Annotated in this window: 21 protein-coding genes; 20 read left to right on the top strand and 1 reads right to left on the bottom strand. The window is 53.8% G+C overall.

Features of this window, described 5'->3' with window-relative positions:
• Window positions 1-8 precede the first annotated feature (8 nt).
• The 11 genes from rsmG to M2416_RS15120 all read left to right on the top strand — a co-directional run bounded on the left by rsmG (window position 9) and on the right by M2416_RS15120 (window position 8,417).
• Window positions 9-632, top strand: coding sequence for a 16S rRNA (guanine(527)-N(7))-methyltransferase RsmG (rsmG, locus tag M2416_RS15070; protein ID WP_041147492.1), 624 nt, complete (start codon window positions 9-11; stop codon window positions 630-632).
• 616 nt (window positions 633-1,248) lie between these two features.
• A complete protein-coding gene (atpI, locus tag M2416_RS15075; RefSeq protein WP_041143360.1) occupies window positions 1,249-1,629 on the top strand; it encodes a F0F1 ATP synthase subunit I in 381 nt (126 codons plus the stop codon).
• Between the two features lie 8 nt (window positions 1,630-1,637).
• Window positions 1,638-2,453 carry a F0F1 ATP synthase subunit A gene (atpB, locus tag M2416_RS15080; RefSeq protein WP_041143359.1) on the top strand — a complete coding sequence of 272 codons (816 nt, stop codon included), beginning with the start codon at window positions 1,638-1,640 and terminating at the stop codon, window positions 2,451-2,453.
• A gap of 47 nt (window positions 2,454-2,500) precedes the next feature.
• Window positions 2,501-2,740, top strand: coding sequence for a F0F1 ATP synthase subunit C (gene atpE, locus M2416_RS15085; RefSeq protein ID WP_000429386.1), 240 nt, complete (start codon window positions 2,501-2,503; stop codon window positions 2,738-2,740).
• A gap of 54 nt (window positions 2,741-2,794) precedes the next feature.
• Window positions 2,795-3,265, top strand: coding sequence for a F0F1 ATP synthase subunit B (atpF, locus tag M2416_RS15090; protein ID WP_041143358.1), 471 nt, complete (start codon window positions 2,795-2,797; stop codon window positions 3,263-3,265).
• A gap of 14 nt (window positions 3,266-3,279) precedes the next feature.
• Window positions 3,280-3,813, top strand: coding sequence for a F0F1 ATP synthase subunit delta (gene atpH / locus M2416_RS15095; protein WP_041143357.1), 534 nt, complete (start codon window positions 3,280-3,282; stop codon window positions 3,811-3,813).
• Between the two features lie 12 nt (window positions 3,814-3,825).
• The gene (gene atpA / locus M2416_RS15100; protein ID WP_041143356.1) at window positions 3,826-5,367 is read left to right on the top strand and encodes a F0F1 ATP synthase subunit alpha; all 1,542 of its coding nucleotides are present in this window, start codon (window positions 3,826-3,828) and stop codon (window positions 5,365-5,367) included.
• A gap of 50 nt (window positions 5,368-5,417) precedes the next feature.
• Window positions 5,418-6,281 (top strand): F0F1 ATP synthase subunit gamma, encoded by an 864-nt coding sequence (atpG, locus tag M2416_RS15105; RefSeq protein WP_041143355.1) that lies wholly within the window; start codon window positions 5,418-5,420, stop codon window positions 6,279-6,281.
• Window positions 6,282-6,307: 26 nt separating this feature from the next.
• A complete protein-coding gene (gene atpD, locus M2416_RS15110) occupies window positions 6,308-7,690 on the top strand; it encodes a F0F1 ATP synthase subunit beta (RefSeq protein ID WP_041143354.1) in 1,383 nt (460 codons plus the stop codon).
• A gap of 20 nt (window positions 7,691-7,710) precedes the next feature.
• Window positions 7,711-8,130 (top strand): F0F1 ATP synthase subunit epsilon, encoded by a 420-nt coding sequence (locus tag M2416_RS15115; protein ID WP_041143353.1) that lies wholly within the window; start codon window positions 7,711-7,713, stop codon window positions 8,128-8,130.
• A 158-nt stretch (window positions 8,131-8,288) separates the two neighbouring features.
• Entirely contained in the window at window positions 8,289-8,417 is a 129-nt protein-coding gene (locus M2416_RS15120) for a hypothetical protein (RefSeq protein ID WP_256464594.1), read from the top strand.
• 122 nt (window positions 8,418-8,539) lie between these two features.
• Here the strand turns inward: M2416_RS15120 and M2416_RS15125 are convergent, their stop codons facing one another.
• The gene (locus tag M2416_RS15125; RefSeq protein ID WP_259225505.1) at window positions 8,540-10,723 is read right to left on the bottom strand and encodes a right-handed parallel beta-helix repeat-containing protein; all 2,184 of its coding nucleotides are present in this window, start codon (window positions 10,721-10,723) and stop codon (window positions 8,540-8,542) included.
• 346 nt (window positions 10,724-11,069) lie between these two features.
• Between M2416_RS15125 and glmU the strand changes: the two genes are divergently transcribed.
• From glmU to phoU, 9 genes are all read left to right on the top strand, one after another.
• Window positions 11,070-12,440, top strand: a complete 1,371-nt coding sequence (glmU, locus tag M2416_RS15130) for a bifunctional UDP-N-acetylglucosamine diphosphorylase/glucosamine-1-phosphate N-acetyltransferase GlmU (RefSeq protein ID WP_259225506.1) — start codon at window positions 11,070-11,072, stop codon at window positions 12,438-12,440.
• A 205-nt stretch (window positions 12,441-12,645) separates the two neighbouring features.
• A complete protein-coding gene (gene glmS, locus M2416_RS15135; protein WP_041143350.1) occupies window positions 12,646-14,475 on the top strand; it encodes a glutamine--fructose-6-phosphate transaminase (isomerizing) in 1,830 nt (609 codons plus the stop codon).
• A 187-nt stretch (window positions 14,476-14,662) separates the two neighbouring features.
• Window positions 14,663-15,577 (top strand): AraC family transcriptional regulator, encoded by a 915-nt coding sequence (locus tag M2416_RS15140; protein WP_259225509.1) that lies wholly within the window; start codon window positions 14,663-14,665, stop codon window positions 15,575-15,577.
• Between the two features lie 38 nt (window positions 15,578-15,615).
• Window positions 15,616-17,382 (top strand): amidohydrolase, encoded by a 1,767-nt coding sequence (locus M2416_RS15145; RefSeq protein ID WP_259225512.1) that lies wholly within the window; start codon window positions 15,616-15,618, stop codon window positions 17,380-17,382.
• Window positions 17,383-17,725: 343 nt separating this feature from the next.
• Window positions 17,726-18,766, top strand: coding sequence for a phosphate ABC transporter substrate-binding protein PstS (gene pstS, locus M2416_RS15150; protein WP_259225513.1), 1,041 nt, complete (start codon window positions 17,726-17,728; stop codon window positions 18,764-18,766).
• Between the two features lie 125 nt (window positions 18,767-18,891).
• Window positions 18,892-19,851 (top strand): phosphate ABC transporter permease PstC, encoded by a 960-nt coding sequence (pstC, locus tag M2416_RS15155; RefSeq protein ID WP_041143346.1) that lies wholly within the window; start codon window positions 18,892-18,894, stop codon window positions 19,849-19,851.
• Window positions 19,851-20,741 (top strand): phosphate ABC transporter permease PstA, encoded by an 891-nt coding sequence (gene pstA / locus M2416_RS15160; protein ID WP_045853737.1) that lies wholly within the window; start codon window positions 19,851-19,853, stop codon window positions 20,739-20,741. The genes pstC and pstA overlap by 1 nt, the downstream gene beginning before the upstream one ends.
• Window positions 20,742-20,786: 45 nt before the next feature.
• Window positions 20,787-21,560, top strand: coding sequence for a phosphate ABC transporter ATP-binding protein PstB (gene pstB, locus M2416_RS15165; protein WP_041143344.1), 774 nt, complete (start codon window positions 20,787-20,789; stop codon window positions 21,558-21,560).
• 137 nt (window positions 21,561-21,697) lie between these two features.
• Window positions 21,698-22,423, top strand: coding sequence for a phosphate signaling complex protein PhoU (gene phoU / locus M2416_RS15170; RefSeq protein ID WP_004107251.1), 726 nt, complete (start codon window positions 21,698-21,700; stop codon window positions 22,421-22,423).
• Window positions 22,424-22,470 lie beyond the last annotated feature (47 nt).

Genomic DNA, 22,470 nt, shown 5'->3' on the forward strand with positions numbered 1-22,470 from the left:
TACCGACCGTGCTCAACAAACTTTCTCGTCTACTGGATGAAGCGGCTATTACGCTTACCGATCATCAGAAAAATCAGCTGGTAGCGTATGTTGGACTGCTGGATAAGTGGAACAAAGCCTACAATCTGACCTCCGTTCGCGACCCGAATGAGATGCTGGTGCGGCATATTCTCGACAGCATTGTCGTTGCACCCTATCTTCAAGGAAGCCGTTTTATCGATGTCGGCACCGGTCCAGGGCTGCCCGGTATTCCGCTGGCCATCGTACGTCCTGAATCTCATTTCACCCTGCTGGACAGCCTTGGCAAGCGCGTGCGCTTTCTCCGTCAGGTTCAGCATGAGCTAAAGCTTGAGAACGTGACGCCGGTGCAGAGTAGGGTAGAAGCGTTCCCGGCCGAGCCGCCGTTTGATGGCGTGATTAGCCGCGCGTTCGCCTCGCTGAACGATATGGTGAGCTGGTGCCACCATTTGCCGGCAGAAGAGGGGCGTTTTTACGCGCTTAAGGGCGTGGCTCAGGAAGAGGAGCTCACCGATTTGCCTGCCGGATACGCGGTGAGCGAGGTGATTAAACTGCGTGTCCCCCAGCTGGAAGGGGAGCGTCACCTGGTGGTTATTAAATCAAAAAAGATTTAATTTTTACCAAAAAATGTGGAAAAAATGTCACCTGCGGATGTTACAAAAATGAAGGTAACGCCGGGGTATTATCGGGGGGCATTTAACCATATTTTCACTATGGTTTTTCTGGCGGTTAACGTTTGCTGATTCATTTACCAGAACAATAGTCAACTTTGAAAATATCAGCCCGCTACAAATCAAGGCGCTGAACAGGCATATAGTTGTTAAATATTTATTATAAATGTCAATAAAACGTTTTTAATGTATGTAGGGTTGTTTTAGAAAAAGTCCCTGATTTTTATGTTGAATATCAAAAGGATGAAAAGTCATGATTTATGAACAGAATTAATTCAACCGAACCCTAAATGTTTATAATGTGATCTAATGCACGCTTTATAGGCCGTGTTTTCTCGGTATTTGCAGTTTTGCATGATCGCTCACAGATTGGCAAAATGCAGGAAAAGTTGCCTGTCAGAAAATAATTAAACATTTATTCACTATTTTGCTACTTATTGTTTGAATTCACGGGTTGTCACCGTATAATTTGTCCGCTTTTTGATGCTTGACTCTTCGCCTCAAAGGACGTTTTATACGACACGCGACATACCTCGAAGGGAGCAGGAGTAAAAACGTGATGTCTGTGTCGCTCTTGAGTCGAAACGTTGCTCGTAAGCTTCTGTTTATTCAGTTACTGGCAGTAATAGCAAGTGGACTGCTGTTCAGCCTCAAAGACCCCTTCTGGGGCATCTCCGCAATATGCGGAGGTTTGGCGGTCGTTGTGCCAAACATAATGTTTATGATTTTTGCCTGGCGTCATCAGGCGCATACACCAGCTAAAGGCCGAATGGCCTGGACCTTCGCTATCGGTGAAGCTTCCAAGGTGTTGCTGACCTTCGCCCTCCTCGTGATGGCGCTGGCCGTTTTCAAAGTGGTATTTTTACCGCTGATCGTGACGTGGGTTTTGGTGCTGGTGGTACAAATTCTGGCACCAGCTGTAATTAACAACAAAGGGTAAAAGGCATCATGGCTGCAGAAAATATGACGCCGCAGGAATACATAGGACACCATCTGAATAACCTTCAGCTGGACCTGCGTACTTTCTCGCTGGTGGATCCGCACAACCCCCCGGCCACCTTCTGGACGCTCAACATTGACTCCATGTTCTTCTCAGTGGTGCTCGGTCTGTTGTTCCTTACCATTTTCCGTAGCGTTGCGAAGAAAGCGACCAGCGGAGTACCGGGTAAACTCCAGACGGCTATCGAGATGACCATTGGCTTCGTCCATGGCAGCGTTAAAGATATGTATCATGGCAAGAGCAAGCTGATTGCTCCGCTGGCCCTCACCGTGTTCGTCTGGGTATTCCTGATGAACCTGATGGACCTGCTGCCAATCGACCTGATTCCTTATATCGGTGAACACATTTTCGGCCTGCCTGCACTGCGCGTGGTTCCGTCTGCGGACGTTAACATCACCCTGTCGATGGCGCTTGGCGTGTTTATCCTGATTCTTTTCTACAGCATCAAAATGAAAGGCGTGGGTGGGTTCGTTAAAGAACTGACGCTGCAGCCGTTCAATCACTGGGCGTTCATTCCTGTCAACTTAATCCTTGAAGGGGTAAGCCTGCTGTCCAAACCTGTATCACTGGGTCTGCGACTGTTCGGCAACATGTATGCCGGTGAGCTGATTTTCATTCTGATTGCTGGCCTGCTGCCGTGGTGGTCACAGTGGATTCTGAATGTGCCATGGGCCATTTTCCACATCCTGATTATTACGCTGCAAGCCTTCATCTTCATGGTTCTGACGATCGTCTATCTGTCGATGGCATCCGAAGAGCATTGATTTTTACCAACATACTACGTTTTTATTGAAACAAACTGGAGACTGTCATGGAAAACCTGAATATGGATCTGCTGTACATGGCTGCCGCTGTGATGATGGGTCTGGCGGCGATCGGTGCTGCGATCGGTATCGGCATCCTCGGGGGCAAATTCCTGGAAGGCGCAGCGCGTCAACCGGATCTGATTCCTCTGCTGCGTACTCAGTTCTTTATCGTTATGGGTCTGGTGGATGCTATCCCGATGATCGCTGTAGGTCTGGGTCTGTACGTGATGTTTGCTGTCGCGTAGTAAGTTGTACGTAAGAAACCTAAGCCACAGAGTTAATTTAAGAGGTATTGTGCTGTGAACATGAACGCAACAATCCTCGGCCAGGCCATCGCGTTTGTTCTTTTCGTATGGTTCTGCATGAAGTACGTATGGCCGCCTTTAATGGCTGCCATCGAAAAGCGGCAGAAAGAGATTTCTGACGGCTTAGCTTCTGCAGAACGCGCTAAGAAGGATTTGGACCTTGCACAGGCCAACGCGACCGACCAGCTGAAAAAAGCGAAAGCGGAAGCCCAGGTAATCATCGAGCAGGCAAACAAGCGTCGCGCTCAGATTCTGGATGAAACTAAAGCTGAAGCAGAACAGGAACGCACCAAAATCGTCGCACAGGCGCAGGCTGAAATTGATGCCGAACGTAAACGTGCTCGTGAGGAGCTGCGTAAGCAGGTCGCAATCCTGGCTGTTGCTGGCGCCGAGAAGATCATCGAACGTTCCGTGGATGAAGCTGCTAACAGCGACATCGTGGATAAACTTGTCGCTGAACTGTAAGGAGGGAGGGGCTGATGTCTGAATTTGTAACGGTAGCTCGCCCCTACGCCAAAGCAGCTTTTGACTTTGCCGTTGAACACAAAGGTGTTGAGCGCTGGCAGGATATGCTGGCGTTTGCCGCTGAAGTGACTAAAAACGAACAAATGGCAGAGCTTCTGTCCGGTGCTCTGGCGCCGGAAACGCTCTCTGAAGCGTTCATCGCGATCTGCGGCGAGCAGCTGGACGACAGCGGCCAGAACCTGATTCGGGTTATGGCTGAAAACGGTCGTCTGAAGGTGCTCCCGGATGTTCTTGAGCAGTTCATTCACCTGCGCGCTGCCAGTGAGGCAACCGCAGAGGTAGATGTTATTTCTGCCACCCAACTGAGTGAAGAACAGCTCGCGAAGATTGCCGACGCGATGGAAAAACGTTTGTCACGCAAAGTTAAGCTGAATTGCAAAATCGATAAGTCTGTACTGGCAGGTGTTATCATCCGTGCGGGTGATATGGTCATTGATGGCAGCGTACGCGGCCGTCTTGATCGCCTTGCAGACGTCTTGCAGTCTTAAGGGGACTGGAGCATGCAACTGAATTCCACCGAAATCAGCGAACTGATCAAGCAGCGCATTGCTCAGTTCAATGTTGTGAGCGAGGCTCACAACGAAGGTACTATCGTTTCCGTCAGTGACGGTGTTATCCGCATCCACGGCCTGGCCGATTGTATGCAGGGTGAGATGATCTCTCTGCCGGGTAACCGTTTCGCTATCGCCCTGAACCTGGAGCGCGACTCCGTAGGTGCGGTAGTGATGGGTCCGTACGCTGACCTTGCCGAAGGCATGAAGGTTAAGTGTACTGGCCGTATCCTGGAAGTTCCTGTCGGTCGTGGCCTGCTGGGCCGCGTGGTGAACACCCTGGGTGCACCAATTGACGGTAAAGGTCCGGTTGAACACGATGGCTTCTCGCCAATCGAAGTTATCGCACCGGGCGTAATCGAACGTCAGTCCGTCGACCAGCCGGTACAGACCGGTTATAAATCCGTCGATGCAATGATCCCAATCGGCCGTGGCCAGCGTGAGCTGATCATCGGTGACCGTCAGACCGGTAAAACCGCGATGGCAATCGATGCGATCATCAACCAGCGTGATTCCGGCATTAAGTGCGTCTACGTGGCTATCGGCCAGAAAGCGTCCACCATCTCTAACGTGGTACGTAAACTGGAAGAACACGGCGCGCTGTCCAACACCATCGTTGTTGTGGCGACCGCTTCTGAATCCGCTGCGCTGCAGTACCTGGCTCCGTATGCCGGTTGCGCAATGGGCGAATACTTCCGCGACCGCGGCGAAGATGCGCTGATCGTATACGATGACCTGTCTAAACAGGCCGTTGCTTACCGTCAGGTGTCCCTGCTGCTCCGCCGTCCGCCAGGACGTGAAGCATTCCCAGGCGACGTGTTCTACCTCCACTCCCGTCTGCTGGAGCGCGCATCCCGCGTTAACGCTGAATACGTTGAGAACTTCACCAAAGGTGAAGTGAAAGGTAAAACAGGTTCCCTGACCGCGCTGCCGATTATCGAAACTCAGGCTGGTGACGTTTCCGCATTCGTTCCGACTAACGTAATTTCCATTACCGATGGTCAGATCTTCCTGGAAACCAACCTGTTTAACTCCGGTATTCGTCCGGCGGTCAACCCGGGTATCTCCGTATCCCGTGTTGGTGGTGCTGCTCAGACCAAGATCATCAAGAAACTGTCCGGTGGTATTCGTACCGCTCTGGCACAGTATCGTGAACTGGCTGCGTTCTCTCAGTTCGCATCCGATCTGGATGAAGCAACCCGTAAACAGCTGAGCCATGGTCAGAAAGTAACCGAGCTGCTGAAACAGAAACAGTATGCTCCGATGTCTGTAGCACAGCAGGGCCTGGTTCTGTTTGCTGCGGAACGCGGTTACCTCGAAGATGTGGAACTGGCGAAAATCGGTAGCTTCGAAGCCGCTCTGCTGGCTTACGTTGACCGTGACCACGCTCCGCTGATGCAAGAGATTAACCAGACCGGTGGCTATAACGACGAGATCGAAGGCAAGCTGAAAGGCATCCTCGACTCCTTCAAAGCAACCCAGTCCTGGTAAAGTCTGGCGGCTTGTCTTAGGGCAAGCCGCACGGCATTGAGGAGAAGTTCATGGCCGGCGCAAAAGAGATACGTAGTAAGATCGCAAGCGTCCAGAACACGCAGAAGATCACTAAAGCGATGGAAATGGTCGCCGCTTCCAAAATGCGTAAATCGCAGGATCGCATGGCGGCCAGCCGTCCTTATGCAGAGACCATGCGCAAAGTGATTGGTCACCTTGCGAACGGTAATCTGGAATATAAGCACCCTTACCTGGAAGAACGCGACGTTAAGCGCGTAGGCTACCTGGTGGTGTCGACCGACCGTGGTCTGTGCGGTGGCTTGAACATTAACCTGTTCAAAAAACTGCTGGCGGATATGAAAGTCTGGTCCGATAAAGGCGTTCAGTGCGATATCGCAATGATCGGCTCTAAAGGCGTTTCTTTCTTTAATTCCGTGGGCGGCAATATTGTCGCTCAGGTGACCGGCATGGGTGATAACCCGTCCCTGTCCGAACTGATCGGTCCGGTAAAAGTGATGTTGCAGGCCTATGATGAAGGCCGTCTGGACAAGCTGTACGTTGTCAGCAACAAATTTATTAATACCATGTCTCAGGCTCCGACCATTACTCAGCTGCTGCCGTTACCGGCGTCAGACGATGCTGATCTGAAGCGTAAATCCTGGGATTACCTGTATGAGCCAGACCCAAAAGCGCTGCTGGATACCCTCCTGCGTCGCTACGTTGAGTCTCAGGTTTATCAGGGCGTGGTAGAAAACCTGGCCAGCGAGCAGGCCGCACGTATGGTGGCGATGAAAGCCGCTACCGATAATGGCGGCAGCCTGATTAAAGAGCTGCAGTTGGTATACAACAAAGCTCGTCAGGCCAGCATTACTCAGGAACTCACCGAAATCGTCGGTGGTGCATCCGCGGTATAACCAGGTTAATTCGTAGAGGATTCAAGATGGCTACTGGAAAAATTGTCCAGGTAATCGGCGCCGTGGTTGACGTCGAATTCCCTCAGGATGCCGTACCGCGCGTGTACGATGCTCTTGAGGTACAAAATGGTAACGAGAGTCTGGTGCTGGAAGTTCAGCAGCAGCTCGGCGGTGGTATCGTACGTGCTATCGCCATGGGTTCTTCTGACGGTCTGCGTCGTGGTCTGGAAGTTAAAGACCTCGAGCACCCGATCGAAGTCCCGGTTGGTAAAGCAACGCTGGGTCGTATCATGAACGTGCTGGGTCAGCCGATCGATATGAAAGGCGACATCGGTGAAGAAGACCGTTGGGCTATCCACCGCGCGGCGCCTTCCTACGAAGAGCTGTCAAGCTCTCAGGAACTGCTGGAAACCGGTATCAAAGTAATCGACCTGATGTGTCCGTTCGCTAAGGGCGGTAAAGTCGGTCTGTTCGGTGGTGCGGGTGTGGGTAAAACCGTAAACATGATGGAGCTGATCCGTAACATCGCGATTGAGCACTCCGGTTACTCCGTGTTTGCGGGCGTAGGTGAACGTACTCGTGAGGGTAACGACTTCTACCACGAGATGACTGACTCCAACGTTCTGGATAAAGTATCCCTGGTTTACGGCCAGATGAACGAGCCGCCGGGAAACCGTCTGCGCGTTGCGCTGACCGGTCTGACCATGGCTGAGAAATTCCGTGACGAAGGTCGTGACGTACTGCTGTTCGTCGATAACATCTATCGTTATACCCTGGCCGGTACTGAAGTATCCGCGCTGCTGGGTCGTATGCCTTCAGCGGTAGGTTATCAGCCGACTCTGGCGGAAGAGATGGGCGTTCTGCAGGAACGTATCACCTCCACCAAAACCGGTTCTATCACTTCCGTGCAGGCGGTATACGTCCCTGCGGATGACTTGACTGACCCATCCCCAGCAACCACCTTTGCTCACTTAGATGCAACCGTGGTACTGAGCCGTCAGATCGCGTCTCTGGGTATCTACCCGGCCGTTGACCCGCTGGACTCCACCAGCCGTCAGCTGGATCCGCTGGTTGTGGGTCAGGAACACTACGACACCGCGCGTGGCGTACAGTCTCTGCTGCAACGTTATCAGGAACTGAAAGACATCATCGCCATCCTCGGTATGGATGAGCTGTCTGAAGAAGATAAACTGGTGGTAGCTCGCGCGCGTAAGATCCAGCGCTTCCTGTCCCAGCCGTTCTTCGTGGCAGAAGTATTTACCGGTTCTCCGGGCAAATACGTCTCCCTGAAAGACACCATCCGTGGCTTTAAAGGCATCATGGAAGGCGAATACGATCACCTGCCGGAGCAGGCGTTCTACATGGTTGGTTCCATCGACGAAGCCGTGGAAAAAGCCAAAAAACTTTAACGCCTTAATCGGAGGGTGATATGGCAATGACTTACCACCTGGACGTCGTCAGCGCAGAGAAGCAAATGTTCTCTGGTCTGGTCGAGAAAATCCAGGTAACGGGTAGTGAAGGTGAGCTGGGTATTTTCCCGGGTCACGCACCGCTGCTCACCGCCATTAAGCCTGGTATGATTCGCATCGTTAAACAGCACGGTCATGAAGAGTTTATCTATCTGTCCGGCGGCATTCTTGAAGTGCAGCCTGGCAGCGTGACCGTACTGGCTGATACGGCAATTCGTGGCCAGGATCTCGACGAAGCACGAGCCCTGGAATCGAAGCGTAAAGCGGAAGAGCACATTAACAGCTCTCACGGCGACGTAGATTACGCTCAGGCGTCTGCGGAACTGGCCAAAGCGATCGCCAAACTGCGCGTTATCGAATTGACCAAAAAAGCGATGTAACACCGGCTTGAAAGTTAAAAAGCCAGTCTGGTTTCCAGGCTGGCTTTTTTTATGGTTTCGTTTCAGTAATTTCAAAACTAAAAAGACATTTTAAAAATTTTGTGATGATGATCGCGTTTTTGTTGATCGCTCAAAAAATGAGGTGTAGACTTCTTTTTGTGATGTACATCACAAAAAATAATTTATCAAAACGTCTCTCTATTCAGGAAGTCATCATGAAACTGCTCAATAAAATCATCGCCTTCTTCAGCACTATGAACGTGACCTTCGGTACCTTCAATAACTAAGAAACCACTCTCCGGCCTGCATTTGCGCTGTACCGCTAACTAAAACGACAACACATGCGGTGTGAAGCAGGAAAGAAAGTAAAAGGTCGCCCGCGGGCGACCTTTGTATTTTAGGGCCAGTATCAGGAACGAGGCTGGCTGCGGCTGAGGAAATCACCCATATTGAAACGGCCATCCGCATGACGCAGCAGCGGGTCCGGCAGCGCCAGCGTTTGATAGTCGTCGCTCTTAATGCTCTTTCCCTCGGCGTTGATGCTCTTACCGTCGTGGATAAAATAGTTGCTGTCGTCGATATTACCGATCACGGCATCATCGTATTTTCCCGGCCAGCTGCGCAGGGAGATATTGTCGCTAAACGAGCCTTGAGTCTCGGGTTTACCGTACGGGCTGGCGCGGAAGATGTAGTTAAAGCGCTGATTATCCACCGCCACGTTGTTGACCACCACCAGCCTGCCGGGGTTGAAGTTATCCGTAAAACCGTCCAGGTGATTACCTATCGCAATGCTGTTGCGCACCTCATGCGCCACCGGCTGCCCTTCCCCACCCAGCTTAAAACCATTGCTGGTGTTATTACGGGCAATTGAGTTCTCGATCGTCACAACGCCGTTGGCACCATCTTCAATCTTGTTGAACAGGTCAAATCCGTCGTCGATATTATCGTAGGAGTAGCAGCCTTCGAGCCGGTTTCCCTCACCGACCCGCATTTTGACCGCAAACCCATCGGCGTTGATCTTGCCCGGATCTTCATTGCTGAACGATTCGGAGTTGACTACCCGGTTGTAGCTGGCCCACAGCGGGCGTCCCACGTCCGGTGGAGAGGAAATTTGAATCCCGGTATCGTCGTTGCGATAAGCGGTGACGTTCTCAATCAGATTATGGCTGCCCTGCACGCGCAGGCTTTTATCGGTGACGGAGATCCCCTTGATATGCCAGTAGCTGGCGTCGAGCTGCAGGCCGTGAATAACCGCCTTTCCGTCGGCCCGCAGCGTCTTAGGTTGCCCTTTGAGCCCGCTGGCGCTGAGCGGGATCGGCGTTTGCGGATAGTCTCCGGCGGCTAAGATAAGCGTGCCGCCAGCCGGCAGTAGTTCCACGCCGCGGGAGAGAGTGAGCGGATCGTCAGCCGTTCCGCTGGCGTTCGCCTGCCCTTGCGCAGAAACGTAGAGGGTATGCCCTTCGACGCCGACGCTGCGTTCAACCGTCAGCGTTTGCGTCACCGGCTTGCCGCTGGTGGCCGGCGTAAACAGCACCTCGAAGATGTTCTTGTCTTTGAGCGTGGCGGGTTGCGTAAACATCTCCCCGGCTTTGACGGCGATGTCCTTGCCGATGATGACTTCGTCCTGGCGGACGGTGAAGCGCCCGTCATAGTTAGCCCGCGCCTGCAGAATATACTCCGCGCTCTGGCTTTGGGTGCCAGAGGCAATCTGCATCACAACCGGCCAGGCTTTCGCGATATAGGGCGCAGAAGCCTGCGTCCTGGCTGCTGAAGTCGTCAGCGAGGCGTTGCTGATGGTGATTTTGGCATTACGTGAGGCGAAAAAGCCGACGTAGTAATGGTCTTTATCCTGCTGGGCGATCGTGTCGCTGCGGGGAACCTTCTTGCTTACCCATTCGCTGCTGCCCGTCGGTGCCCATGAGGTGATGAAACCGTCGTTAGTGCGTTCCAGCTTGAGCTGAAAAGCTGGGGTTTGCTGGAGATCGATATTCTCTTTGTAGCTCTGCCTGGTAATAGAAGAACCGGCATTGCCCCAGGGCTGGGAAATCCCTTCCCGGCCGATCGCCTGCAGTTTTATATGCGTATGATCTTTCTTATCCTGGGTCACGATCGCGTTCATGAGCATATTCGATGCTGCCGGAAACTCTTCATAGCCCACCTTTAAAGGCTGCTGGCGCGGCAGACCGATAACATCACGCACCAGCAGCCCGGCGCCTTCCTGCGCTGCCGGACGGGCGCCGTTCTCCGGGCCGAACTGATCCACCGTGACCGTCGCCTGCAGGATAAAGTTTTGGCTAACCGGCAGCATGGTATAAAAGAAGGTCAGGCCGTCATGCGAATTCGCAATCTTGCCTCCCCGGCTCTCAATGGTGACGGGAGCGCTGAGATCGGCTGTATCCTGGGGCGTCAGCTTTTTACCTGCTATCGTAACGTCATTCACCCCTATTTTTTCCGGCAGTACGTTGGAGGAGAAATTAACGTCGGTTGATTGACCAAAAGCGATACCTCGCCAGACATGAGCCTCGCCAGCGTGCAGCGGCAATGCGATAATTGAGCTACAAAGGGCTAATGCCAAAGGGATTTTTTTATTCATTTTTTCCTCCAGAGTAAATAATGAGCAGCATTATCGGGGGAATGAAACGGCGTTTCTATTTGTCGCGTCACAATAAATGAATAATAAAACCATGTTTTAATTTTATGTTTTCGCTTTATTCAGGCGTCGAAAAAACAGCAAAAGCAGAGGGATAGCAAATATTCATCTCTCTTATCGGGTTTTTTCGGAGATAAACTGATTTGCAGTGACTAAAAATAGCGCCATAAAATGGTGTATAGCGTTGAGCCTGAGCGTTTTATCCTCGTCTCGTTTCATGATGAAAAATATGTAGTAATTTCAACGTGAAAGGCTTTTACTTTTCGTTCTAACAGCTGTCAGGATGCGTATGTCAAACAGTGCGATGAGCGTGGTTGTCCTTGCCGCAGGCAAAGGGACCCGCATGTATTCCGATCTTCCCAAGGTGCTGCACGCCCTGGCTGGGAAGCCAATGGTTCAGCATGTCATTGATGCTACTAAAGATTTAGGCGCCTCTTCCGTACACCTTGTGTATGGCCACGGCGGCGATCTGCTGCGTCAAACGCTGCATGAAGACAACCTTAACTGGGTTCTGCAGGCGGAACAGCTGGGAACCGGCCATGCGATGCAGCAGGCGGCACCTTTCTTTGCCGATGATGAAGACATCATGATGCTGTACGGCGACGTCCCGCTGATCTCCGTCGATACCCTGCAGCGCCTGCGCGCCGCCAAACCGCAGGGCGGGATTGGCCTGTTGACGGTGAAGCTGGACGATCCGAGCGGCTATGGACGCATCACCCGTGAAAACGGCCGGGTAAGCGGTATCGTTGAGCATAAAGATGCCAGCGAAGCGCAGCGTCAAATTCAGGAAATCAACACCGGGATCCTCATCGCCGGCGGCGCGGATTTAAAACGCTGGCTGGCGAAGCTGACGAATAACAACGTCCAGGGCGAATACTACATTACCGATATCATCGCCATGGCGTATCAGGAAGGCCGGGAAATCGTTGCCGTCCACCCGCAGCGTTTAAGCGAAGTTGAAGGCGTCAACAACCGCCTGCAGCTCTCCCGCCTCGAGCGCGTCTATCAGTCTGAACAGGCGGAAAAACTGCTGCTGGCGGGCGTGATGCTGCGCGATCCGGCTCGTTTTGATCTGCGCGGCACCCTGACGCACGGGCGCGACGTTGAGATTGATACTAACGTTATCCTTGAGGGCAACGTGGTACTTGGCGAACGGGTGAAAATTGGCAGCGGCTGCGTGATTAAAAACAGCACCATCGGCGATAACTGCGAAATCAGCCCGTACTCGGTGGTGGAAGATGCCTACCTGCAGGCTGCCTGCACTATCGGACCTTTTGCTCGTCTGCGTCCGGGTGCGGAGCTGCTGGAAGGCGCGCACGTCGGCAATTTTGTCGAAATGAAGAAAGCGCGGCTGGGTAAAGGCTCGAAGGCGGGGCACCTCTCCTACCTTGGCGATGCGGAAATCGGCGATAACGTCAATATCGGTGCAGGGACCATCACCTGTAACTATGACGGCGCCAATAAATTTAAAACCATCATCGGCAACGACGTGTTTGTCGGCTCGGACAGCCAGCTGGTGGCGCCCGTAACCGTAGGCAACGGCGTGACTATTGCCGCCGGTACGACGGTAACCCGCGATATCGCTGATAATGAATTAGTATTAAGCCGCGTGCCGCAGGTCCATAAGCAGGGCTGGCAGCGTCCGGTGAAGAAAAAGTAGGTCATTTATCCCTCGTCCTTTTGGGATGAGGGCCGGGGTGAGAGGATAAAATAATCCTCCCCCCACGGCAGTAACCATAAAAATAGCCCCACTCTCTACAAGGCTCGGGGCGCCCGAAAAGGGCATTACCCAACGGCAAATGCGTTGGGTAAAACACAGGTCAGCGACAACGCATGGCATAACGCCATTATCAGGAAATTTAACTATGTGTGGAATTGTTGGCGCAGTCGCGCAGCGTGATATTGCTGAAATCCTTATCGAAGGTTTACGTCGTCTGGAATACCGTGGCTACGACTCTGCCGGTCTGGCAGTGGTTGATAACGAAGGACATATGTCCCGCGTTCGTCGGCTCGGTAAGGTACAGATGCTGGCTCAGGCGGTAGAAGAGCAGCCGTTGCACGGCGGTACGGGGATTGCCCATACCCGCTGGGCGACCCACGGCGAGCCGTCTGAGAGCAATGCGCATCCGCATGTTTCTGAACATATTGTGGTGGTCCACAACGGAATCATCGAAAACCATGAACCGCTGCGCGAGCTGCTGCAGTCGCGCGGCTATATTTTTGTATCAGAGACTGATACGGAAGTGATTGCACACCTGGTGCACTGGGAGCTGGAGCAAGGCGGAACCCTGCGGGAAGCCGTTCTGCGCACTATCCCACAGCTGCGCGGCGCTTACGGTACCGTGATCATGGATACCCGCGATCCGGGCACCCTGCTGGCCGCTCGTTCAGGCAGCCCGCTGGTTATCGGTCTGGGTATGGGGGAGAACTTCATCGCCTCCGATCAGCTGGCGCTGCTGCCGGTGACCCGCCGCTTTATCTTCCTCGAAGAGGGCGATATCGCGGAAGTTTCCCGCCGCTCGGTGGTGGTGTTTGATAAGTCAGGCGCGGAGGTTAAACGCCCGGATATCGAATCCAACCTGCAGTACGACGCGGGCGATAAGGGCATCTACCGCCACTACATGCAAAAAGAGATCTACGAGCAGCCGAACGCCATCAAGAACACCCTCTCCGGGCGCATTAGCCACGGAGAAGTCGATCTGAGCGAGCTGGGCGTTAACGCCAACGAGATGCTGTCCCAGGTTGAGCATATCCAGATTGTCGCCTGCGGCACTTCGTATAACTCCGGGATGGTTTCTCGCTACTGGTTTGAAGCGCTGGCCGGCGTGCCGTGCGATGTCGAAATCGCCTCTGAATTCCGCTATCGCAAATCGGCTGTACGCCGCAACAGCCTGATGATCACGCTCTCCCAGTCCGGCGAAACGGCAGATACGCTGGCCGCTCTGCGCCTGTCGAAAGAGCTGGGATATCTTGGCTCTCTGGCTATTTGCAACGTCCCTGGCTCGTCGCTGGTTCGCGAGTCCGATCTGTCGCTGATGACCAAAGCGGGCACCGAAATCGGCGTGGCTTCCACCAAAGCCTTCACCACTCAGCTGACCGTGCTGCTGATGCTGGTGGCGAAGCTGGCGCGTCTGAAGGGCCAGGATGCGGCGATTGAGCACGATATCGTGCACGGTCTGCAGGCGTTACCGAGCCGAATCGAACAGATGCTGTCGCAGGACAAGCGTATTGAAGCGCTGGCGGAAAGCTTCTCTGATAAGCACCACGCGCTGTTCCTCGGCCGTGGCGATCAGTACCCTATTGCCCTTGAAGGGGCGCTGAAGCTGAAAGAGATCTCTTATATCCACGCTGAAGCCTATGCGGCCGGCGAGCTGAAGCACGGTCCTTTGGCCCTGATTGACGCCGAGATGCCGGTTATTGTGGTCGCACCGAACAACGAACTGCTGGAGAAGCTCAAATCCAACATTGAAGAAGTTCGCGCCCGCGGCGGTCAGCTGTACGTCTTTGCCGACGGTGATGCTGGCTTTAGCAGCAGCGACAATATGCACATCATCCAGATGCCGCATGTTGAAGAGGCGATCGCGCCAATCTTCTACACCGTGCCGCTGCAGCTGCTGGCCTATCACGTGGCGCTGATTAAAGGCACCGACGTTGACCAGCCGCGTAACCTCGCAAAATCGGTGACCGTAGAATAAGGCCACCTTGCTGAAGCGATGTGCTTCAGCTGCTCGTGAGTCAATTAAAAATCCGGTGGTGCTGAGAACTCAGCTCCCCGGATTTTTTTTACCCGCTTCACACCTTCTCTTTTTATATATTCCCCGGCTGCGACTCAGTCCGTAAATTACAGCAACGGATTAACGCGATGCAGAAGATAATTGAACCATGCCTCAGGATTACCGTGCGCAGGTATTTAAAGCGATAGACTACATCAGCCAGAATCTGTGCTTTAACCCGACGCTCGAGGAAATCGCCAGCGCCGTTGCGCTATCCAGCTTTCATTTCCATCGTATTTTCAAGGCCGAAGTGGGCGAAACTATCGCCGGGTTCACCCGCCGTCTGCGGATGGAGAAGGCGGCGATGTGGCTGATCGAATCTCCGCGACGCGATATTACCGGCTTAGCGCTGCGGGTCGGATTCTCCAGCTCACAAAACTTTGCTAAGGCGTTCCGCCAGCATTTTTCCGTATCGCCCGGCGAGTACCGACGTCTGCATGCTGCCAGCGTGAAAAGCAAGCCAGGAAACGTTACGGGCGAAAAAAGCGCCTATTCTCAAACCGAAGCGATGAAGGTCGTACGGGCCGATCCTGACTTCTTAGCGGCGGGCGTGCTTTCGCTACCGGCGCGGCGGGTCGCCTATATGCGACGATTTGGCCCCTATGGGAAAGAGACCTGCTGGCTGACGCATCACGATCTGGCGGCCTCATTCCCTTGCGGGACGCCGCGACAGCCGGCCGGGATGGTCTGCATCTACTGGGATGCGCCTGAAGTCACGCTTGGATCGCGCTGCCGCACCGACGTCTGTATTGAGCTCAGCGAAGGAGAGAGGCCGGGCAGAGGCGTTGCCGTACAGACGATTGCCGGCGGCAGCTACGCGGTATGTAAGTTCGCCGTTTTCGGCGAGCGCCTGGATGCAGCATGGGAGATCGCTTTTGCCTGGATAAAGGCCCGAGGATTAATGAAGGGTGACCTTCCGTGCTATGAAAAATATTATAACGAAACCGATGTTACTCTCGATTATTATGTTTTTGATATTTTCATTCCTGTAAAAAAACACCACAAGGATAACGCCTCACAATAATTATTATCGTGTTTATTCGCAACGCAACGGAGTTAATAATGAAACGCTCGATGCTTTATCTGGTGTGCGCCCTGGCTATATCTGCGCTTCCGGCTTACGCCGCTCAGGGTAGTGATAAAACGATTATCTATGGCGGTGAAATATATAGCGCCGATCCCCACAATCCCCATCCGGAAGCCATTGGGATTGCCGGCAAAGAGATCGTTGCTGTAGGCCGCTATGCGGATGTGCTTAACCAGCTGGGAAAGAACGCCAGGCGGATGGATTTGCAGGGAAAATACCTGATGCCGGGGCTTATCGATAGCCATGCGCACGTGGCGGATGCCGGTTTTCAGACCCTCACCGTGGCGTTTCCTGACGGCATGAAAGATGCCGCTGCGATTAGGGCGTTTGTTGAGAAAAATGCGAATAATCCACGTCGCGATATTCACGGGGTGCAGTTTTATAGCAACGTTCCTCTGAGCTACTGGGATAATATCGGCCTGCTGGATAGCGTATTTAACTCAGCGGCGTATAAAAATACGCCGATCGCCCTTGGCGGCGCTGACGCGCATACCGGCTGGGTTAATCAGGCCATGTTACGCAAAGCGGGACTAAACGATCTGACGCTTGAAAAAGCGGATCCCGGTATTAAAGCAGGTACCGTGTTGACGCCTGACGGCAAAATATCCGGCTTCGTTACCGAAGGGGCCTGGGATCATGTCCTGAGCGCCATTCCCCCCGTCGACGACGAGAAAATCGCCCGCGCCATCACGGCGGGTGCGGACGTGATGAACCGCTTTGGCCTCACGGCGTGGATGGAGCCGCTCAGTAATATTCGCCCGCTCTCTCCTTCGTTCAACGCCAGCCCCGATCGCCGCAACCTGGGGCTGCTCCCGGCGTACGTCGCGCTGGCGAAAGCTGGTAAATTAACCGCGCATGTCAGCGGGCTGGCGCTGGTGAATATCAACTCTTCGCCGGCGATCGTTGATGATGTCATCGCGCTCAGAGAGCAGTTCTCGCAGGCTGCGGACATTAAGCTGGTGGGGATTAAAATCTTCCAGGATGGCGTGATTGAGTATCCCTCTCAGAGTGCAAAGCTAAGCCAGCCGTATCTTAATCGTCCCGGCTATCGCGGCAGCGAAACGCTGGATAAAGAGAAGTTTTGCCAGCTCATTAGCAAAGCCGATGCTGAAAACCTGATCGCGCATTTTCATGCTATAGGCGACCGGGCGGTGCAGGAGTCGCTGGATGCGGTGGCCTGCGCCCGCAAAGCGAATGGCAATATGAATGTTCTGCACAGCATCACCCATCTTGAAGTGGTGAGCCCGCAAAGCCTTCCTCGTTTTCAGCAGCTTAACGTCGCTGCCTCCATGCAGCTGCTGTGGGCCGGGAAAGATAGCGATGGTGCAACAACCACGCTGCTTGAGGGCAAAGTGGCGCCGTCGTTATTGCAACATCTTTACCCGGCTGGGGATTTGTACCGGCATCATGCGCTGATTGCCGGGGCCAGCGACTGGCCGGTCTCCAGCCCCAATCCGCTGCTGGCAATTTACACCGCGGTTACGCGCACCGCTGAGTCAGGCGTGCTGCCACCGGACAGCGAAAAAATAAGCCGGGCGGCGATGCTGCAGGCCTACACCATAAACGCGGCGAAAGTGATTGGCCGCGAGCGGGAGATAGGGTCTGTTAGCGTTGGAAAAAGCGCGGATCTGGTGCTGTTCGACCGCAACCTTGAGAAGGTCAGCATTGAGGAACTGCGGGATGCCAACGTTTTATGGACGATGTTCGAAGGCCGGCAGGTGTATCGTGCGGACCCGCTTTGAGAGGCGGTTAAACCAGCACAAAGGGCTGCCGAATGGCGGCCTTTTTTGTCGCTCCGCTGGCCGCTTTTTGCGCACGAAATCAAAAAGCGCATCGGCACTCTTTTATGACAACAGCCGCGCTTTAGCGCGAAATCAGGCTGTCATAAAAAGAAAATTTTTCCGTAAACTTGTCGTCATTATTATGATTAACATAATGATTAAAAAGGATTTTATTTACCATAATTCTGCGCATAACTACCTGTCATAAAACTGTAATAATTCGTACATTTTACTGTCACCTCTTTGTCCTATTTTGCTCACCATAGCCTCGAAACAACGATTTACGAATCCAGCAGGAGACATTATGAACGTTATGCGTACCACCGTCGCAACAGTTGTCGCCGCGACCTTATCTATGAGCGCTTTTTCTGCATTTGCAGCAGCAAGTCTGACGGGCGCAGGCGCAACTTTCCCTGCGCCGGTGTATGCCAAATGGGCTGATACTTATCAGAAAGAAACCGGCAATAAAGTGAACTACCAGGGCATCGGCTCTTCCGGTGGTGTAAAACAAATTATTGCCAACACCGTTGATTTCGGTGCTTCTGATGCTCCTCTGGCTGACGACAAGCTGGCTCAGGAAGGTTTGTTCCAGTTCCCAACCGTTATCGGCGGCGTGGTGCTGGCCGTTAACCTGCCAGGCGTGAAGTCCGGCGAGCTGGTGCTGGATGGTAAAACGCTGGGTGACATCTACCTGGGCAAAATTAAGAAGTGGGATGACGAAGCGATTGCCAAACTCAACCCGGGCAAGAAGCTGCCGGCACAGAATATTGCCGTGGTTCGTCGTGCTGATGGCTCCGGTACCTCCTTCGTCTTCACCAGCTACCTGGCGAAAGTGAACGAAGAGTGGAAATCTAAAATCGGCGCAGGCTCTACCGTTAACTGGCCGACCGGTCTGGGCGGTAAAGGCAACGACGGTATCGCCGCTTTCGTTCAGCGTCTGCCGGGTTCTATTGGCTACGTTGAGTACGCCTATGCGAAACAAAACAACCTCGCCTACACCAAGCTGGTGTCTGCCGACGGCAAGCCGGTTAGCCCAACGGAAGATAACTTCGCGAACGCCGCGAAAGGTATCGACTGGAGCAAGTCCTTTGCTCAGGACCTGACTAACCAGAAAGGTGAAAATGCATGGCCGATCACCTCAACCACCTTTATTCTGGTGCACAAGGCTTCCAACAAGCCTGAGCAGACGGCTGAAGTGCTGAAGTTCTTCGACTGGGCGTATAAAAACGGCGGTAAAGAAGCTAACGCACTGGATTACGCAACGCTGCCGGAAAGCGTGGTTGAGCAGGTTCGCGCTGCATGGAAAACCAACGTGAAGGACAGCAGCGGTAAAGCGCTGTACTAATACTCGCTATACTTCGCGCTGCAGGCTCCGTTGCTGCGGCGCGAATTATTTTGGGTATAGCATTACCTTTGTCTAACAGGTCAGTAATATAGCGGCCTTTCGGACCCGAACTTAAAGAGTAACCTATGGCTGCAACCAAGCCGGCATTCAACCCTCCGGGGAAAAAGGGTGACATAATTTTCGGCGTGCTGGTCAAACTGGCGGCGCTGATTGTGCTATTGATGCTGGGCGGCATCATCGTTTCCCTGATTATCTCTTCGTGGCCAAGCATTCAAAAGTTTGGTTTTTCCTTTTTGTGGACTAAAGAGTGGGATGCGCCGAACGAAGTCTTCGGGGCGCTGGTTCCGATCTACGGTACGCTGGTTACCTCATTTATTGCGCTGCTGATTGCCGTTCCGGTGAGCTTCGGCATTGCGCTGTTCCTGACCGAACTCTCTCCCGCCTGGCTTAAGCGCCCTCTTGGTATTGCGATCGAACTGCTGGCGGCTATTCCGAGTATCGTTTACGGCATGTGGGGCCTGTTTATCTTTGCTCCGCTGTTCGCCACCTACTTCCAGGAGCCGGTTGGCAACATCATGTCGACTATTCCTTTCGTCGGCGCCCTGTTTGCGGGACCGGCGTTTGGTATCGGTATTCTGGCGGCCGGCGTCATTCTGGCCATCATGATCATCCCCTATATCGCCGCGGTTATGCGCGATGTGTTCGAGCAGACGCCGGTGATGATGAAAGAGTCTGCCTACGGCATCGGCTGCACCACCTGGGAGGTTATCTGGCGCATTGTGCTGCCCTTTACCCGCAACGGGGTGATAGGCGGGGTGATGCTCGGTCTGGGGCGCGCGCTGGGGGAAACCATGGCGGTCACCTTTATCATCGGTAACACCTACCAGCTGGATAGCGTTTCGCTGTATATGCCGGGCAACAGTATCACCTCCGCGCTGGCGAATGAGTTTGCCGAAGCCGAGTCCGGCCTGCACGTTGCCGCGCTGATGGAGCTGGGTCTGATTCTGTTCGTTATTACCTTTATTGTTCTGGCCGCATCTAAGTTCATGGTGATGCGTCTGGCGAAGAATGAGGGAGCACGCTAATGGCGACGATTGAGCTACAAACCACCGCCGAGCTGGCGGAGTCCCGGCGTAAAATGCAGGCTAAGCGGCGCCTGAAAAACCGGATCGCGCTGGGTCTCTCGATGGGGACGATGGTATTCGGTCTGTTCTGGCTTATCTGGATCCTCATGGCCACGGTGACCCGCGGTATTGATGGTATGAGCCTGGCGCTATTCACCGAAATGACCCCGCCACCGAACACCGCTGGCGGCGGCCTGGCTAACGCCCTTGCGGGCAGCGGCCTGCTGATCCTGTGGTCAACGATCTTCGGCACGCCGCTGGGCATCATGGCGGGGATTTATCTGGCGGAATATGGCCGTAAATCCGCGCTGGCGGAAGTGATTCGTTTTATTAACGATATCCTGCTCTCCGCCCCGTCTATCGTAGTGGGCCTGTTCGTTTACACCATCGTGGTCGCACAGATGCAGCACTTCTCCGGCTGGGCGGGCGTTATTGCGCTGGCGCTGCTGCAGGTGCCTATCGTGATTCGTACCACCGAGAATATGCTGAAGCTGGTGCCGGACAGCCTGCGTGAAGCGGCTTACGCCCTGGGTACGCCGAAATGGCGAATGATTTCCGCGATCACCCTGAAAGCCTCGGTTTCCGGCATTATGACGGGCATCCTGCTGGCTATCGCGCGTATCGCCGGGGAAACGGCGCCGCTGCTGTTTACCGCGCTCTCCAACCAGTTCTGGAGTACCGACATGATGCAGCCGATCGCCAACCTGCCGGTAACGATTTTCAAATTTGCCATGAGTCCGTTTGCGGAGTGGCAGCAACTGGCATGGGCCGGGGTATTGATTATCACCCTGTGCGTACTGCTGCTGAACGTTCTGGCGCGCGTGGTTTTCGCGAAGAATAAACACGGTTAATTTTTGCAGCGCGGCGAAACGCGGCGCTGAATGAGGAAGAGATTGATGAGTATGGTGAATACTATCCCGGGTAAGCTTTCAGTTCGTAACCTGAACTTCTACTACGGAAAATTCCATGCCCTGAAAAACATCAACCTGGATATTTCCAAAAACCAGGTTACGGCGTTTATCGGCCCGTCAGGCTGCGGTAAATCGACCCTGCTGCGGACGTTCAACAAAATGTTTGAGCTCTATCCGGAGCAGCGCGCGGAAGGCGAAATTTTGCTGGATGGCGATAATATTCTGACCAACACTCAGGACATCGCCCTGCTGCGCGCCAAGGTCGGGATGGTCTTCCAGAAACCGACGCCGTTCCCGATGTCGATTTATGACAATATCGCCTTTGGCGTTCGCCTGTTTGAAAAGCTGTCGCGCACCGATATGGACGAGCGCGTGCAGTGGGCGCTGACCAAGGCCGCATTGTGGAACGAAACCAAAGATAAGCTCCATCAGAGCGGCTACTCTCTCTCCGGCGGTCAGCAGCAGCGTTTGTGCATTGCGCGCGGTATCGCTATTCGCCCGGAAGTGCTGTTGCTCGATGAACCGTGCTCCGCGCTGGATCCGATTTCCACCGGGCGCATTGAAGAGCTGATCACCGAGCTGAAGCAGGATTACACCGTCGTTATCGTTACTCACAACATGCAGCAGGCTGCGCGTTGTTCTGACCATACGGCATTTATGTATCTTGGCGAGCTGATTGAATTCAGCAACACGGACGATCTGTTTACTAAGCCCGCTAAGAAGCAAACTGAAGATTACATTACCGGCCGCTACGGTTGATATGCTCCTCAGCTTTCAGGCTGTACCCGCGCTGGCTGCCTTTGCTCACCCCGGTTACGTAGCGCTCTACGCGACCGGGGATTTGCGCTCTTGCCGCCTCGCTATGGCCAGAAATCTTTTGGGCATCTGGAGGAACGATGGATAACCTAAATCTTAATAAACATATTTCCGGCCAGTTCAACGCTGAACTGGAGTATATCCGCACCCAGGTGATGACGATGGGTGGGCTGGTGGAGCAGCAGCTTTCTGATGCGATCACCGCGATGCATAACCAGGACAGCGAGCTGGCCAAGCGCGTCATCGATGGTGATAAGCAGGTCAATATGATGGAAGTGGCCATTGATGAAGCCTGCGTGCGCATCATCGCCAAACGTCAGCCTACCGCCAGCGACCTGCGCTTAGTCATGGCGATTATCAAAACCATTGCCGAGCTGGAACGTATCGGCGACGTGGCGGATAAAATTTGCCGCACGGCGCTGGAGAAGTTCTCCCAGCAGCATCAGCCGCTGCTGGTGAGCCTGGAGTCGCTCGGCCGCCACACCGTGCAGATGCTGCACGATGTGCTCGACGCCTTTGCGCGAATGGATCTGGACGAAGCCGTGCGTATCTATCGTGAAGATAAGAAAGTGGATCAGGAGTATGAGGGCATCGTGCGTCAGCTGATGACCTATATGATGGAAGATTCACGTACGATTCCGAGCGTGCTGACCGCCCTGTTCTGCGCCCGCTCGATTGAGCGCATCGGCGACCGCTGCCAGAACATCTGCGAATATATCTTCTACTTCGTCAAAGGCCAGGACTTCCGCCACGTTGGCGGCGATGAGCTGGATAAGCTGCTGGCGGGTAAAGATCCGAAAGAGTAACCACCGCTCCCCGGCCGCGCGACGCTGGCCGGGGCAACGGGATCTCG

It is taken from the genome of Klebsiella sp. BIGb0132 (assembly GCF_024810075.1).
GTDB classification, from domain to species: domain Bacteria; phylum Pseudomonadota; class Gammaproteobacteria; order Enterobacterales; family Enterobacteriaceae; genus Klebsiella; species Klebsiella terrigena.